Origin of the sequence: Bradyrhizobium erythrophlei, from assembly GCF_900129425.1 — a bacterium.
Taxonomy (GTDB): domain Bacteria; phylum Pseudomonadota; class Alphaproteobacteria; order Rhizobiales; family Xanthobacteraceae; genus Bradyrhizobium; species Bradyrhizobium erythrophlei_C.
This window is the reverse complement of sequence record NZ_LT670817.1, coordinates 7,353,665-7,369,166: the sequence shown is the minus strand read 5'-3', so window position 1 is coordinate 7,369,166 and position 15,502 is coordinate 7,353,665. Positions and strand designations below refer to the sequence as shown.

The 15,502-nt window shown below is 64.0% G+C and carries 15 protein-coding genes and 1 pseudogene; 5 read left to right on the top strand and 11 right to left on the bottom strand.

What is annotated here, in order from left to right; genetic code table 11:
* Nucleotides 1-47: 47 nt before the first annotated feature.
* On the bottom strand, nt 48-1,046 hold the full coding sequence (locus B5527_RS35075; protein ID WP_079605572.1) for an NAD(P)H-quinone oxidoreductase: 999 nt from the start codon (nt 1,044-1,046) through the stop codon (nt 48-50).
* 105 nt (nt 1,047-1,151) lie between these two features.
* On the opposite strand from B5527_RS35075, the gene B5527_RS35070 reads away from it, so the two are divergent.
* Both B5527_RS35070 and B5527_RS35065 read left to right on the top strand, forming a co-directional pair.
* A complete protein-coding gene (locus B5527_RS35070) occupies nt 1,152-1,343 on the top strand; it encodes a DUF1192 domain-containing protein (protein ID WP_079605571.1) in 192 nt (63 codons plus the stop codon).
* Nucleotides 1,344-1,835: 492 nt separating this feature from the next.
* Nucleotides 1,836-2,348: a DUF1465 family protein gene (locus tag B5527_RS35065; RefSeq protein WP_079605570.1), complete on the top strand. Its 513-nt coding sequence runs from the start codon at nt 1,836-1,838 to the stop codon at nt 2,346-2,348.
* A gap of 196 nt (nt 2,349-2,544) precedes the next feature.
* Here B5527_RS35065 and rpmE read toward each other — a convergent pair whose 3' ends face one another.
* Nucleotides 2,545-2,772 carry a 50S ribosomal protein L31 gene (rpmE, locus tag B5527_RS35060; protein WP_079605569.1) on the bottom strand — a complete coding sequence of 76 codons (228 nt, stop codon included), beginning with the start codon at nt 2,770-2,772 and terminating at the stop codon, nt 2,545-2,547.
* A 166-nt stretch (nt 2,773-2,938) separates the two neighbouring features.
* Here rpmE and B5527_RS35055 point away from each other — a divergent pair, with 166 nt between their 5' ends.
* Nucleotides 2,939-4,783 (top strand): ABC transporter ATP-binding protein/permease, encoded by a 1,845-nt coding sequence (locus tag B5527_RS35055; RefSeq protein WP_079605568.1) that lies wholly within the window; start codon nt 2,939-2,941, stop codon nt 4,781-4,783.
* Between the two features lie 162 nt (nt 4,784-4,945).
* On the opposite strand, the gene B5527_RS35050 is transcribed toward B5527_RS35055, so the two are convergent.
* From B5527_RS35050 to B5527_RS35040, 3 genes are all read right to left on the bottom strand, one after another.
* Complete coding sequence (locus tag B5527_RS35050; RefSeq protein ID WP_245332374.1) at nt 4,946-5,437, bottom strand: GNAT family N-acetyltransferase; 492 nt, start codon at nt 5,435-5,437, stop codon at nt 4,946-4,948.
* Between the two features lie 76 nt (nt 5,438-5,513).
* Nucleotides 5,514-6,542 carry a peptidoglycan -binding protein gene (locus tag B5527_RS35045; protein ID WP_079605567.1) on the bottom strand — a complete coding sequence of 343 codons (1,029 nt, stop codon included), beginning with the start codon at nt 6,540-6,542 and terminating at the stop codon, nt 5,514-5,516.
* An 81-nt stretch (nt 6,543-6,623) separates the two neighbouring features.
* Nucleotides 6,624-7,622: a flagellar motor protein MotA gene (locus B5527_RS35040; protein ID WP_079605566.1), complete on the bottom strand. Its 999-nt coding sequence runs from the start codon at nt 7,620-7,622 to the stop codon at nt 6,624-6,626.
* Between the two features lie 185 nt (nt 7,623-7,807).
* Between B5527_RS35040 and B5527_RS35035 the strand changes: the two are divergent.
* Nucleotides 7,808-8,029, top strand: a pseudogene (locus tag B5527_RS35035) (DUF1295 domain-containing protein); the annotation flags it as partial.
* A gap of 95 nt (nt 8,030-8,124) precedes the next feature.
* Nucleotides 8,125-9,150 carry an SAM-dependent methyltransferase gene (locus B5527_RS35030; protein WP_079605564.1) on the top strand — a complete coding sequence of 342 codons (1,026 nt, stop codon included), beginning with the start codon at nt 8,125-8,127 and terminating at the stop codon, nt 9,148-9,150.
* Nucleotides 9,151-9,274: 124 nt separating this feature from the next.
* On the opposite strand, the gene B5527_RS35025 is transcribed toward B5527_RS35030, so the two are convergent.
* The 6 genes from B5527_RS35025 to B5527_RS35000 all read right to left on the bottom strand — a co-directional run bounded on the left by B5527_RS35025 (nt 9,275) and on the right by B5527_RS35000 (nt 15,466).
* The gene (locus B5527_RS35025; protein ID WP_079605563.1) at nt 9,275-10,069 is read right to left on the bottom strand and encodes an inositol monophosphatase family protein; all 795 of its coding nucleotides are present in this window, start codon (nt 10,067-10,069) and stop codon (nt 9,275-9,277) included.
* Nucleotides 10,070-10,204: 135 nt separating this feature from the next.
* Nucleotides 10,205-11,284 (bottom strand): tetratricopeptide repeat protein, encoded by a 1,080-nt coding sequence (locus B5527_RS35020; protein WP_079607745.1) that lies wholly within the window; start codon nt 11,282-11,284, stop codon nt 10,205-10,207.
* Nucleotides 11,285-11,292: 8 nt separating this feature from the next.
* A complete protein-coding gene (locus B5527_RS35015) occupies nt 11,293-11,973 on the bottom strand; it encodes a thiamine phosphate synthase (protein WP_079605562.1) in 681 nt (226 codons plus the stop codon).
* A 2-nt stretch (nt 11,974-11,975) separates the two neighbouring features.
* Complete coding sequence (locus B5527_RS35010; RefSeq protein WP_079605561.1) at nt 11,976-13,001, bottom strand: class I fructose-bisphosphate aldolase; 1,026 nt, start codon at nt 12,999-13,001, stop codon at nt 11,976-11,978.
* 153 nt (nt 13,002-13,154) lie between these two features.
* Nucleotides 13,155-14,222, bottom strand: a complete 1,068-nt coding sequence (gene fba, locus B5527_RS35005; protein ID WP_079605560.1) for a class II fructose-bisphosphate aldolase — start codon at nt 14,220-14,222, stop codon at nt 13,155-13,157.
* A 47-nt stretch (nt 14,223-14,269) separates the two neighbouring features.
* A complete protein-coding gene (locus B5527_RS35000) occupies nt 14,270-15,466 on the bottom strand; it encodes a phosphoglycerate kinase (RefSeq protein ID WP_079605559.1) in 1,197 nt (398 codons plus the stop codon).
* Nucleotides 15,467-15,502: the final 36 nt, after the last annotated feature.

Genomic DNA, 15,502 nt, shown 5'->3' with positions numbered 1-15,502 from the left:
AAGCGAGGGAAATCAAAGGGTTTCCCGCCGCCCATCGTTGGCGGGCGTTAAACCGACAACACAATTTTGCCAATATGTTCGCTGCTTTCCATCCGCCGGTGCGCGTCGGCGGCCTTTTGCAGCGGGAATGTGCTGTCCATCAGGGGTTTGACGCGGCCTTCGCGCAGCAGCGGCATCACCTTGGCCTCGATGGCGGCGACCATCGCCGCCTTGTCGGCGTTGCTGCGGGGGCGCAGGGTCGAACCGGTGTGGTGCAGCCGTTTTACCATCAGCTTGCCAACATTGACCGTCGCCTTGGCGCCGCCGAGCAGCGCGATCTGGACGACGCGTCCATCAACCGCGGCGGCGTCATAATTGCGCTCGACATAGTCGCCGCCGACCATGTCGAGAATGACATTGGCGCCGGCGCCTGACGTGGCGGTTTTGACCTCGGCCACGAAGTCCTCGGTCTTGTAATTGATGGCGTGGTCGGCGCCGAGCCTGAGACAGGCGTCGGCCTTTTCTTTCGATCCGACGGTGACGATCACCCTGGAGCCGAATGCCTTGGCGAGTTGGATCGCCATGGTGCCGATGCCGGAGGAGCCACCATGGATTAGGATGGTCTCGCCTTCCTTCAGCCCGCCGCGCTCGAACACATTGTGCCAGACCGTCATCAGCGTTTCCGGAATGGCGCCGGCCTCCAGCATCGACAACGCCGCTGGCACCGCCATCGCCTGCGCGTCCTGCGCGATGCAATATTGCGCGTAGCCGCCGCCGGCGACCAGCGACATCACCTTGTCGCCAAGCTTGTGCTTTTTGGCATCGGCGCCGACCACGACGACTTCGCCCGCGACTTCAAGGCCCGGCAGATCGCTGGCGCCGGGCGGCGGCGGATAGGAGCCTGATCGCTGCGCGACGTCGGGCCGGTTGACGCCCGCGGCCGCGACCTTGATCAGGATTTCGTTCGGCCCGGGCGCGGGCACGCTGCGGGTCTCGGGCAACAGCACTTCCGGGCCGCCGGGCTTGCTGATGCCGACAACGGTCATTTGCGCGGGCAGCTTTTCCATGATTTTTCCTCGGCCAAACGCTAAGAATTTGAAGAGGCATCTGATTAGCCAGCCGGGCTCGGGCTGGCAACCGTTTCACGGTCCGCTGAACACGGAGGAGGATACATGGCCATCGAGGAAGACGACAAGCCGAGGAAGAAAGTCACCCATGAGATCGGGCAGGACCTGTCGTTGCTCTCGGTCGAGGAATTGACCGAACGCATCGCGCTGCTGACGTCGGAGATCGAGCGGCTGCAACTGGCCATGACCAAAAAGCGCGCATCGAAGGACGCGGCCAACAGCTTTTTCAAATCGTGAAGGCTATCTGACATTCGGGGATTGCTTTGCAACCACCGCCGTCATGGCCGGGCTTGTCCCGGCCATCCACGTATTCTCTTTTCCAGTTACAACAGACGTGGATGCCCGGGACGAGCCCGGGCACGACGGGGAAAGGCGGTGCGCTCTTTTCGTATCGTTATGCACTCGGCCAATGGCCGACATGGCAAACGAAACCTGAAAAAAATGGTTCGTTTACGATCGATTAAGCTTTCTCAGTTATGACTGCATTGTCCTGGTTTGGACACCGAGTGGCTCCTGTCCACTCTGTTTGACGCCTCCCTGTTATCAACTTCAAAAGCCGCCGGAAACGGCGGCTCTTTTTTTGGGCGTTTTCCGCCCGTCGCCGCACCAGCTGGAAACCATAAAAAGTCTTGCGGCTGGACTCTCGTCCACGGCCGCGCAATGATTTGTTCATCATAAGCCGCCACGGTTTCCGGCCGGCGGCGTTAACAGTTGTGTGAGGCGTTAACTATGTCGGACCGTTCGCAAGGCGAGGCCGCTCTTCTGCAGTTCAGCGAACGGCTTACCAATTCCGCGGCGTTCGGCACCCTGTTCCGGGAAGGCATGGACCTGGTCGAGGAGACTGCCGCCTATCTCGACGGCGCCGGCCGCGCCGAAGCCAAGGCGCTCGACCGCTCCGTCAGCCTCACCTATGCGACCGAAAGCATGCGGCTGACCACCCGCCTGATGCAATTGGCATCGTGGCTGCTGCTGCACCGCGCGGTCAAGGAAGGCGAGATGACGCTGACCCAAGCCAATCGCGAAAAGACCAAGGTCAAGCTCAGCGCCGCCGAACCCGGCGCGGAGGAAATGCTGGAAAAGCTGCCCCAGCAATTGCAGGACCTGATCGCCCGCTCGATGACGCTGCAGACCAAAGTCCGTCGCCTCGACACCACCATCCACGCGCCGGCGGCGGAGCGCGCCGCGATCGGCAATCCGCTGGTGCCGCAGCTCAACCGCCTGAAGGCGGCGTTCGAGCGATAATTCCGCCTTTTGTCGACTCTGTCGTCGCGAGGAAGGGAGTGACGGAGCGATCGAGACCCTTTTCGGTCTCCGGATCACTTCCTCGTGCTGCTTCTCGCCATGACGGGACAAACAAAAACGCCCCCGATCGAGCAGGGGGCGTTTTGACAAGCAGCTCAAGAAATCTGGCGGCTCAAGAAAGAAGTCTTGAGGCCGATCACTCCTTCTTGAGGAACCCGGAAAACTTCTTCTGGAACCGCGACACGCGGCCGCCACGATCGAGGAGCTGCTGGGCGCCGCCGATCCAGGCCGGGTGCGACTTGGAGTCGATGTCGAGGTTCAGCTTGTCGCCTTGCTTGCCCCAGGTCGAACGCGTCTGGTATTCGGTGCCATCGGTCATCACGACCGTAATCATATGATATTCCGGGTGAATTGCGGCTTTCATGGCAGATCCTTCGGCGCGCCGGCGCCTGTATTTCGATGGCTGTGGGGGCGGATTTGGGCCGCTCTATAGCGCAGCAAAGCCCCTAAAACAAGCCAAGTATGTTCCGGATTTGCCAGCGGTGGCAGCCGGGCCTATCTGGGTGGTAACAACGATTGGTCCAGATCTCATGAGCGCAGTTGAACGGCTTGACGACCGGCATGGCGAAACGCCGTCGGAACTGGCGGCGGCCTCCCCAGACGGTGCGCAGCTGGTTTCCCCGGCGAAGCGCACCGCCCGGCTTCGTCCGCTGCTGGCGCTGGCGCCTTACGTCGCGCGTTACCGCGGCCGCGCGTTCCTGGCCCTGATCGCGCTGACGATCGCCGCGATCACGACCCTTGTGGTGCCGGTCGCGGTGCGGCGGATGATCGACTTCGGCTTCACGCCCGAAGGCATCGCCATGATCAACAGCTATTTCAGCGTGATGATCGCGGTGGTCGCGGTACTGGCCCTTGCCAGCGCGTCGCGGTTCTATCTGGTGATGACCATCGGGGAGCGCATCGTCGCCGATCTCCGGCGCGACGTGTTCGCACATTTGATCTCGCTGTCGCCGGCATTCTTCGATTTGTCGCGCAGCGGCGAACTGATCTCGCGGCTGACCGCCGATACCACCCAGATCAAATCGGCGGCCGGCGCTTCGGTATCGGTCGCGCTGCGCAACCTGATGCTGTTCTTCGGCGCCACCGCGATGATGGTCATCACCAGCCCCAGGCTTTCCGGCTTCGTGCTGCTGGCGATACCGTTGATCGTGCTGCCGCTGGTGGCGTTCGGGCGCTGGGTGCGGCGGCTGTCACGCAATGCCCAGGATACGCTTGCCGAGGCAAGCGCCTATGCTTCCGAACTGGTCGGCGCCATCCGCGTCGTGCAGGCCTATACCAGCGAGCCGCTGGCCAATGCGCGCTACGGCGGCGAAGTCGAACAGGCCTATGAGGCGGCGCGCACCTCGACCCGCGCCCGCGCGGTTTTGACCGCCATCATCATCTTCATCGTCTTCACCAGCGTCGTGGCGATCCTGTGGGTCGGCTCCCATGACGTTTTGACCGGGACCATCAGCCCGGGCCGGCTCGGTCAGTTCGTCCTGTATGCGGCCTTCGCCGCGGCCGCGCTCGGCCAGCTCAGCGAGGTCTGGGGCGAGGTTTCGGCGGCCTCCGGCGCATCGGAGCGATTGTTCGAAATCCTTCGCGTCAAGTCGGCGATCACAGCGCCGGCATCGCCGCGCGCCTTGCCGGTCCCGGCGCGCGGCGACGTCAGTTTTGACAATGTCAGCTTCGCCTATCCGACCCGGCCCGGCACGATGGCGGTCGACGGCGTTTCGCTCACCGTGCGCGCCGGCGAGAAGGTCGCCATCGTCGGCCCCTCCGGCGCCGGCAAGAGCACGCTGTTTCACCTGCTGCTGCGGTTCTACGATCCCTTGTCCGGCACGATCTCGTTCGACGGCGTGCCGATCCACTCCGCCGATCCGCGCGAGGTGCGCGCGCGCATCGCGCTGGTGCCGCAGGATTCGGTCGCTTTCGCCACCAGCGCGCGCGAGAACATCCGCTTCGGCCGGCCCGATGCCAGTGACGCCGAGGTCGAGCGCGCCGCCGATCTTGCCCACGCCAGCGAGTTCATCCGCCGCCTGCCGGGCGGTTTCGAGTCGCAGCTCGGCGAGCGCGGCGTGACGCTGTCGGGGGGCCAGCGCCAGCGCATCGCCATTGCGCGCGCGATCCTGCGCGACGCGCCGCTATTGCTGCTCGATGAAGCAACCTCCGCGCTCGACGCGGAATCCGAAACGCTGGTGCAGACCGCGCTGGAGGAATTGATGCGCCACCGCACCACGCTGGTGATCGCCCATCGCCTCGCCACGGTATTGTCCTGCGACCGGATCATGGTGATGGACCAGGGCCGCATCGTCGAGCAGGGCACCCACGCCTCGCTGGTCGCCGCCAACGGGCTTTATGCCCGGCTGGCGAGATTGCAGTTCGAGGGGGTGTAGTTTCTTCCCCTCTCCCCTTGTGGGAGAGGGTGGCTCGAATGAGCGTAGCGAATTCGAGACGGGTGAGGGGTTTCGGTCTCTCGATAGGCCGTTACCCCTCATCCGGCACGGACTTCGTCCGCGCCACCTTCTCCCACAAGGGGAGAAGGGAAGAAAGAGCAGCTACCCCTTCCACTCCATCTTCAGCACTGGCCGTCCCGAAGTCGGATTGATATCCTCACCAGCTCGCGCAAAGCCGTTGCGCTCGTAGAAGCGGATGGCGCGGGCGTTGTCCTTGTTGACCAGCAGCGTGATGCGCTCGGGCGACAGGCGCTTTGATTCATCGACCAGCGCGTTGGCGACTTCCGAACCCCAGCGATCGGGAGCGACCACCAGCTGATCGAGGTAGCCTGTCCCATCGATGGTCACGAACCCGACCAGCGCGCTCGCCTGTTCAGCCACCACGATCGCCGCATTCGGCACCAGTTCCTGGCGCCAGCGCTCGCGCCACCATGTTACACGCGCGGCGAAGTCGATTGAGGGATAGGCCTGCTGCCAGGTTTGCTGCCACAACGCGATCGCGGCGTCTTCGTCCTCGGCGCGGTAGGGGCGCAACTGATAGGGAGTGCCCATCAAAGCAACGCCGTCATGCCCGGACTTGATCCGGGCATCCATCCACTTCGTAGCAATCTTTCTTGATGGATTGCCGGGTCAAGCCCGGCAATGACGAATCGATGGCGCTTTACCATCCTCACCGTTCCGTCAGCTTCAACTCGATGCGCCGGTTGCGCTTGTAGGCCTCTTCGGTCGCGGCGGTGTCGAGCGGCTGGAATTCCGCAAAGCCGGCGGCGACCAGCCGTTGCGGAGGCACGCCGAGCGAAACCAGGTACTGCACCACCGAGATCGCGCGCGCCGAGGACAATTCCCAGTTCGACTTGAAGATCGGGCTGTTGATCGGGCGCACGTCGGTGTGGCCGTCGACCCGGAGCACCCAGGCAATCTCAGCCGGGATCTGCTTGTCGAGGTCGATCAGCGCGGTTGCAAGCTTGTCGAGTTCGGCGCGGCCCTCGGGCAGCAATTGCGCCTGTCCAGTGTCGAAAAACACCTCCGACTGAAAGACAAAACGGTCGCCGACGACCCGGATGTCCGGCCGGTTGCCGAGAATGGTACGCAGGCGGCCGAAGAATTCCGAACGGTAGCGCGACAATTCCTGCACCCGTTGGGCCAGGGCAACATTCAGGCGCTGGCCGAGATCGGCGATCTTGCCCTGCGACTCCTTGTCGCGATTTTCCGAAGCGTTGAGCGCTTCCTCAAGCGCCGCCAGCTGGCGGCGCAGCGCGCTGATCTGCTGGTTCAGCACCTCGATCTGCGCCAGCGCGCGCGCCGATACTTGTTTCTCGGAATCCAGCGCCTTGTTGAGTTCGGTGTCACGGCCGGCGGCGTCATTGCCGGCGCCGGCGAGGCCTTCATAGAGTCCCTTGATGCGATCGCGGTCGGCCTCCGCTGACGCCAACCCCGCGCGCAGCTGCGAGACCTGGTCGTCGAGATTGAGCTTGCCGAGTTTTTCCAGCGACAACAGGTCGTTCAGCTGCGCGATCTTGGCGTTGAGCTGTTCCAGCGCCTTGTCCTTGCCGGTGACTTCCTGCGACAGGAAGAACTGCACCACCAGGAACACCGACAGCAGAAACACGATCGAGAGCACCAGCGTCGACAACGCGTCGACGAAGCCCGGCCAGTAGTTGAATCCGGATTCGTTGCGGCGAGCACGGGCGAGGGCCATTTGAAAGTTCTCCGCTAACTCGTTTCCCGGATGCGGTGCAGCGTTCTTCACGCTGCTCCGCAGGGGCACGATATTGTCCCACTAATTCTTCTCCGGCTGGCGCGCGATCCGCTCAAGTAACTTCTTGATCTCACGGTTTTGTTCGCCCTGGCCGTCGGCCCATTCGCGGATCATCTGCTGCTCGGTCCGCATATGCGCGACCAGGCCCTGAATGGCCTCGGCGAGATTGGCCATCGCCACGGTGGTGCCGCGGCTCGTGCCGCCTTCTTCCAGGGTCAGCCGCAGCCGGTCGACCATCGCCTGGAGTTCGCCGCTCGAACCGGGAGCGGTCTCGCCGGAATATTCCCGCACCGTGGAGGCGAGCCAGTCTTCGAGGTCGGTGTAGAACCGGTTCTGCGCCTGGCTCGATTGCAGGTCGAGGAAGCCAAGAATCAGCGAACCGGCAAGGCCGAACAGCGACGACGAAAACGAAATGCCCATGCCGCCGAGCGGCGCGGCCAGACCCTCCTTGAGCGTCTCGAACAATGCGCCGGCGTCGCCGCCCACCTTGAGACTGTCGATCACCTTGCCGACCGAGCCGACGGTTTCGATCAGGCCCCAGAAGGTGCCGAGCAGCCCGAGGAACACCAGCAGGCCCGTCATGTAGCGGGAAATGTCGCGGGCTTCGTCGAGCCGGGTGGCGATGGAATCCAATAGATGCCGCATGGTCTGCTGCGAGATCGTCATCCGCCCGGTTCGCTCGCCGCCGAGGATCGCCGCCATCGGCGCCAGCAGAGTGGGGCGCCGGTCGATCGCGAGGCCGGGATCGGCGATACGGAAATTGTTGACCCAGGCGACTTCCGGATAGAGCCGGATCACCTGGCGGAACGACAGGATGATGCCGATTGCCAGCACCGCGCCGATCAGCGCGTTGAGGCCGGGATTGGCGAAGAAAGCCAGCACGATCTGCTTGTAGAGCACGATCATCACCAGCGCGCACAGCACCAGGAAAACCAGCATCCGCACCAGGAAAATCCGTGGCGAGGACAGCTTGGTCAGCTCGAGCTCCATCGCGGAGCGGGAAGACGGGCCTGAAGGCATTGGGCTGATTGTCACCTGTTGGGGCGGGAAACGATTTCGACCAATATGGCACAGCAGCGGCGGGAGAAAAGGCCAGTTGCGCCCCGTCCCCCGTCGGAAACATGGAACTTCGGCCTCAAACCGGGCTTAGACTAAGGCGTATTTCATAAATGTTTGGCGCCTGAAGCTTTTAGCGGGATTTTCGTATGACGGTTTTGTACCTCGAAGCCCTGGCCGGGATCGCGCTGTCGCTTTCGATCCTGATGGCCATTGCCTGGCTTGTCCAGCAGCGCACCGGCAATTCCGGCCGGGTCGATACCATCTGGACCTTTTCGGTGGGGGCTGGTCGGTGCGGCCAGCGCGGTGTGACCGATGCCCGCGGCGCGCCGGGCCCACCGCAGTGGCTGGTCGCGGCCCTGATGGCGATCCGGCAGATGGTGCGCTCGCGCGGCGCGCGCTCTCACGACTGTCAGTCGCGCACCAGCATGTTCTTCCCGCTGCCACCGCGAAAGGGAGTGGTCACATGAGCTTCATCTCCACGATGATCGGCACCGCCGAACGGGTGCCGCTGCCCGACCTCGTGATCCGCGCCGCGATCCAGCGGCTGTGCTCGCGGACAGCGACCCGGCTGGCCCATGACAGCGCCGACCGCGACGCCTTGTTTGCCGACGAAATGGCGGCGCGCGCCATCGCCGAACACGGCGATGAGGCCAAGACCCGGCATGACGAAGTGCCGGCGGCGTTCTTTGCGGCCGTGCTCGGTCCGAACCGCAAATATTCGTCGTGCTTCTACAAGGAGCCTCAGTCGACGCTGCAGGAGGCCGAGGAAGAAGCGCTGCGCCAGACCGTCGAACATGCGGATCTGGCCGACGGGCAATCGATCCTCGAACTCGGCTGCGGCTGGGGCTCGCTGTCCCTGTGGATGGCGCGGCAGTTTCCGAGATCGCAAGTGACCGCGCTGTCGAATTCGCACTCGCAGCGCGAGTATATCGAGCGCGAGGCTATGGCGCGCGGATTGAAAAATATCCGCGTGGTCACGTCGGACAAGAATGTGTTCGACCCGCAGCGGCGGTTCGACCGCATCGTATCGGTCGAAATGTTCGAGCACGTCATGAACTGGCGTGAATTGATGACGCGGGTGAACTCATGGCTGGCGCCGGACGGCCGTTTTTTCATGCACATCTTCACCCATCGGTCCGGCGCCTATCGGTTCGATCGCGCCGACGGCGACGACTGGATCGCGCAGCATTTCTTCAGCGGCGGGGTAATGCCGAGCCATCATCTGATCCGGCAATATGCCGACCTGTTCGAGGTCGAGAAGGAATGGCGCTGGAGCGGCACACATTATCAGCGCACCGCGCTCGACTGGCTCGGCAATTTCGATTCGCACCGCGAGGAGATCGAAGCCGTTCTGCGCAACGTCTACGGCAGCGACACCGCGTTATGGATGCGGCGCTGGCGCTGGTTCTTCCTCGCCACGGCCGGGCTGTTCGGCTACGCCGACGGCAGCGAATGGGGCGTCAGCCATTACCGGATGAGGGCGGTATAGCTAAGTCAATTCGTCATTGCCGGGCTTGACCCGGCAATCCATCCACTTTTGAAAATGCTTTTCGTGAAGATTGATGGATGCGCGGGTCAAGCCCGCGCATGACGGTTTCGTTAATCAACCAAACTTACTTCCCTAGCGGCTTCAGAATCTTCACCAGCTCGGCGTGGATGAATTCGTTGCCGCAGATCACGTTGCCGGACTTCAGCGCGTCGTCGTCGCCTGCCATGCCGCTGACGGTGCCGCCGGCTTCCCGTACCATGATCTGCCCCGCCGCCATGTCCCATGGCTGCAGATTGCGCTCCCAATAGCCGTCGAGCCGGCCCGCAGCGACGAAGGCCATGTCGAGCGAGGCGGCGCCGAACCGGCGCAGGCCGGCCACCCGGTTCTGGATTTCGGTCATCTCGCGGCGCGAAAGGTCATGGTCGCCACGGCCGATATGCGGCAGGCCGCAGGCGATCACGCAGTCGCCGAGCTTGCGGCGGCCGGCGACACGCAGCCGCTGCTCGTTGAGGAAGGCGCCCTTGCCGCGTTCGGCGATGTAGAGCTCGTCATTGGCGGGGTTGTAGATTACGCCGGCAATGATCGTGCCCTCGCGCTGCAGGCCGATCGAGATCGCGAATTGCGGAATGCCGTGCAGGAAGTTCGTGGTGCCGTCGAGTGGATCGACGATCCAGGTATGGGTCTTGTCGTCGCCTGCGCGGATTCCACCTTCCTCGCCGATGAAGCCGTAACCCGGCCGGGCCTTGGTGAGGTCCTCGAGAAGCATTTGTTCGGCCCGCTTGTCGGCAAGGCTGACAAAGTTGGCCGGCCCCTTCAGCGATACCTGGAGATTTTCGACCTCGCCGAGGTCGCGCTTGAGACTGCGGCCGGCGCGGCGCGCGGCTTTGACCATGACGTTGATAAGGGCTGAATGCAGCATGATCTCGGCTCAAGGCGACCTGAGCGTCAGGTCAGGATCGGGTTGGATGGAATTCTCTAATCATTTGAACGCGATCGGACGCCGCTGATCACGCTCCCAGTGGGTGCCCTGCGGTTGGGGTGGCGTCAAGACGGATCATTTGAGGCCGAGCCATTTGCGGGCGGCCGCCTCGGCCTTGGCGCGGTCCTCGGGGCTTAAATCGGCCAGCGCCTTGTCGAGCATGGGGTCGCCCTTCCCGGCGGTTTTCGCCACCAGGTGCCATTTGAGGCCCTCGATCTTGTCCATCGGCGCGCCTTGTCCGGTCACCAGCACCCGCGCGAGACGGTTTTGGGCGATCGGGCTGTTTTGCCGGGCGGCCTTGCGCAGCAGCGCCACCGCGGCGGCTTCGTTCTTCGGCGTGCCGGTGCCGTTGTAAAGCGCGATCGCATATTCGACCTCGGCGTCGACGTTGTCGGCCAGCGAAGCCGCCTTCAGCAGCTGGACCGACTTCTCGACGTCCTTCGCGACGCCGGTGCCCTCCTTGTAGAAGGTTGCAAGCGCGTATTGCGCCTCCGGATTGCCGGCGTCGGCGGCCATGCTCAGCAGTTGCGCGGCGCGCATGAGGTCCTGCGGCAGCGTCTGTCCGTCGAGATAGAGCAGCGCCAGATTGTACGCCGCCTTCGGTTCGCCAAGTTTCGCCGATGATGCCAGCAGCTTCACCGCCTCTTCGCGGTTGACGGGGCCGCCGCGGCCGCCGAGACGAAGCATCGCCAGTGCGAACATGCCCTCGCGGTCGCCCCCGTCGGCGGCGCGCTTGTACCACTCGGCCGCCTTCGCATAGTCGCGCTTGATGCCCATTGCATTGGCGTAGAGTTCGCCGAGCATCGTCATCGCCTTCGGATCGCCGTTTTCCTGCGCGCGCTTGGTCGCGAGATCGAACGCGGTCTTGTATTGCCCGCGCTGATAGGCGCCGTACACCAGATCGACATTGGGGTTGTCGGGCACAGGCGCAGGCGTCACCGTCGCGGCCGGCGCCACCGGAGCTGCCGCGGGCTTCGCCGTCGCGGCGGAAGCGGCGGGCTTCCTGGCGATGGTGTGCGGTTTCACCTTCGGCTCCGGTTTGCCTGCTGCCGGCGGCGGTTGCGCGGCCGGCGGCGTCAGCGAGATTTGCGCCGCCGCGTTTGCCGTCAACAGCAGACAGCTCGCGAGGATCAGTACGGGACGCAGGATCTTCATTTCCGGCGTCATTCCTGTTCGACTTTGGCGGTTCCGGGCATGGCGGCGTAGGCTTGCCTGATCGTCTGCTCCGCGTCCATCAATGCCGCCGCCGCGCCGCGCGAATCATTCCAGATGAAATCGCCGACCAGAACGAAATCAGCGCCGGCGGCGGCGAATTGGTAAGCCTCCTCGCGCGAGGCGGCAAAGCCGACGCATGGCGGCTCGAACAGTTCGGCCCACCATTGCAGGCGCTCGGCGATCGCCTCCACCGAAGGCCGCTGTTGCCGCGCATCGGGCTCGCCGAACAGCACGTAATCCGCGCCGGCTTCGCCCGCGGCCATCGAATCGTGCCGTGTCGTCAATCCGCCGACGCCGGCGATGCGGTCGGGCTTCAATGTCGGCAGCGCATCCTCCATGGCCGCGATACCGGTCAGATGCGCGCCGTCGGCGCCGGCGCGGGCGACCAGTTCGACATGGCCGTCGAGCAAGAGCGCGGCGCCGCTGCCCTGGACCGCCGGCGCCAGCGCCTTGACCCGCGAGATCATGGTGCGCTGGTCGGTCGGTTTCAGCCGCAGCAGCAAGGCGGCGACATCGGCGCCGGCCAGCAAGCCCGGCAGGCTCGCGAGCAACAGCGCGGGATCGTCCACCTCAGGCGTCGCGAGATAGAGACGCGGCACGGGGCGCCGCGGAACGGGTTTGGTGGCCAAATCTATGCCGCCTTCTTTTCCAGATCGGCCTGCCATTCACCTTTGCTGGCCAGCGAATTCATCCGCGCGCGATGGGTAAACGCCCGCTGGCCCGCGGCGACATTCCCGGCCTTGCCCGCCCACGCCTTCTGCGGCGCCGCCTGCAGCGCGCGGCCATAGGAGAAGGTGAGCGGCCACGGCAGGCCGCCGATCCGGTTCATGGCGTTGAGATGCGCGGTGGCCTCCTCGTCGGACTGCCCGCCGGACAGGAAGGCAATGCCGGGCACCGCCGCGGGGACGCAGTTCTTCAACAGCCGGACGGTTTTCTCCGCGATCTCTTCGGCGGACACCTGCTTCGCGCTTTTCTTGCCGGGGATGGCCATATTTGGTTTCAGGATCATGCCTTCCAGCGCGACGCGCTGAACGCGTAATTCCTGAAACGTCTTGTTGAGAACGCGCTGGGTCACCTCATAGCAGCGGTCGATGTCGTGGTCGCCGTCCATCAGGACTTCCGGCTCGACGATCGGAACAATCTGCGCGGCCTGGCATAGCGCGGCGTAGCGCGCCAGCGCGTGGGCGTTGACGCGGATCGCCGTCATGGTCGGAATCTGCGGCCCGATATCGATCACCGCGCGCCATTTGGCGAACCGGGCACCCCCTTCGTAATATTTCTTCAGACGCTCGGCGAGCTTGTCGAGCCCGACGGTGACTAGTTCGCCCGGGCAGGCCGGCAAGGCTTGGGTGCCCTCGTCGACCTTGATGCCGGGGATCGCGCCCGATTGCTCGATCAGCTTCACCAGCGGCGTGCCGTCCTCGGCCTTTTGCCAGAAGGTCTCGTCATAGAGGATGACGCCGGAGATATAGCGGTTCATGGCTTCGCTGGAGCGGAACAGCATCTCGCGATAGTCGCGGCGCGACTCCTCGGTCGATGCGACATTGATGGCGTCGAAGCGTTTCTTGATGGTTCCGGTGGATTCGTCGGCGGCGAGCAGGCCCTTGCCCGGTGCGACCACGGCCCGAGCGACCTTGTTGAGATCGGCGAGATTCATCGATGCCTCCTCCAGAGCGCTGTTTCTGTGCGAGTTAAAATAGACCGTTCTCAGGCAATCCCCAAGAAAACGAACTCTAAACCTGCTCTAAACCCGCGCCAAAGCCCACCCCGGCGCCGGGAGGCTGGCGGCCGGCCCGGGAATGGCCGCCTGTCACGCGATTTGCGGGTCGAGCTCGCCCTTGGTGTAGCGCTTCGCCATCTCGGCGGTGGTCAGCACTTTCTTGATCTTGCTGGCCTGGCCGGCGGTGTTGAACTCCTGCAGCCGCTGTTTGCAAAGCCTGGCCATCGCTTCCATCGCCGGCTTGAGATATTTGCGCGGATCGAATTCGCTCGGGTCCTCGCGCAGCACCTTGCGGATCTGGCCGGTCATCGCCATGCGATTGTCGGTGTCGATGTTGATCTTGCGGACGCCGTTCTTGATGCCGCGCTGGATCTCGGAAACCGGCACGCCCCAAGTCGGCTTCATCTTGCCGCCATTGGCGTTGATGATGTCCTGCAGGTCCTGCGGTACCGAGGACGATCCATGCATCACCAGATGCATGTTGGGCAGCTTGCGGTGAATTTCCTCGATCACGTTCATGGCCAGAATGTCGCCGTCCGGCTTGCGGGTGAACTTGTAGGCGCCGTGCGACGTCCCCATCGCAATAGCCAGCGCATCGACCTTGGTCTCCTTGACGAACTTGACCGCCTCGTCGGGATTGGTGAGCAACTGGTCGTGCGACAGCTTACCCTCGGCGCCGTGGCCGTCCTCCTTGTCGCCCATCCCGGTTTCGAGCGACCCCAAAACGCCGAGTTCGCCTTCCACCGAAATGCCGCCGAGATGGGCCATGTCGGTGACCGTCCTGGTGACCCCGACATTGTAATCCCAGTCGGCCGCGGTCTTGCCGTCGGCCTTCAGCGAGCCGTCCATCATCACGGAGGTGAAGCCGGCCTGGATCGCGGTCATGCAGGTATCGGGTCCGTTGCCGTGGTCGAGGTGCACGCAGACCGGAATCTGCGGATAGATTTCGGTGACCGCATCCATCATGTGCCGGAGCATGATGTCGTTGGCGTAGGACCGCGCGCCGCGCGAGGCCTGGATGATGACCGGCGCATCAAGGCTGGAGGCGGCGTCCATGATGGCGAGCGCCTGTTCCATGTTGTTGATGTTGAAGGCCGGCACGCCGTACTCATGCTCCGCAGCGTGGTCGAGCAATTGACGCAACGTAATTCGAGCCATGTGTTCTGTTCTCCGCGTTGGGGCTTCAGAGGCCGCTCAGGCCAAATCTAAGTTATTTTCAAAACCTCGACGCCCGGCAAGGGTTTGCCCTCCATCCATTCGAGAAACGCGCCGCCGGCGGTCGAGACATAGGTGAAATCGCCGGCCACCCCGGCCTGGTTGAGCGCCGCCACCGTGTCGCCGCCGCCGGCCACCGAGATCAGCTTGCCGGCCCTGGTCCGCTCCGCCGCGTGCCGTGCCGCCACCACGGTGCCGCGGTCGAATGGCGGCATCTCGAAGGCCCCGAGCGGGCCGTTCCAGACCAGCGTCGCGGCGTCGTCGATCGCGGCACGAATCCGTTCGATCGACTGCGGGCCGACGTCGAGGATCATGCCGTCGGGCGGGATCGCATCGAGGCCGTAGGCATGGGACGGCGAATGGGCCGCGAAGTGAAATGCGACCACGGCGTCCACGGGCAGGATGATGGCGCAATTCGCGGCGTCCGCCTTCTCGATAATCCGCAGCGCGGTGGCCGCCAGATCCTTCTCCGCCAGCGACTTGCCGATTGGAACGCCCTGGGCGTGCAGGAAGGTGTTTGCCATGCCGCCGCCAATCACCAGCGCATCGACCTTGCGGACGAGGTTTTCCAAAAGGTCGATCTTGGTCGAGACCTTGGCGCCGCCGATGATCGCAATCACCGGTTTGGTCGGGGCCTCCAGCGCCTTGCCGAGCGCGTCGAGTTCAGCCTGCATGGTGCGTCCGGCATAGGCCGGCAGCTTGTGGCCGAGGCCCTCGGTCGAAGCGTGCGCCCGGTGCGCCGCCGAGAAGGCGTCGTTGACCCAGATATCGCCGAGTTTGGCCAGTTCGGCGACGAACGCCGGATCGTTCTTTTCTTCTTCCTGATGGAAACGGGTATTTTCCAAGCAAAGAATCTCGCGGTCCTTCATCGCGGCGACGGCCTGTTTGGCGACGTCCCCGATGCAATCGGCGGCAAAGCCGATCGGCCTCTTGATCACCTCGGCCAGCGCGGCCGCGACGGGCTTGAGCGACTCCCTGGGGTCGCGTCCCCTGGGCCGGCCGAAATGCGCCAGCAGGATCACCTTGCCGCCCTTGTCGGATATCTCGGTGATGGTCGGCGCAACACGCTCGAGCCGGGTCAAGTCGGTGACGCGACCGTTTTCCATGGGCACGTTGAGGTCGACGCGCAGCAGCACGCGTTTGCCCTTCACGTCGACGTCATCGAGGGTGCGGAATGTCTTTGTCATGCTGCGCTTCCCGCGTCATGGCCGGGCTTGTCCCGG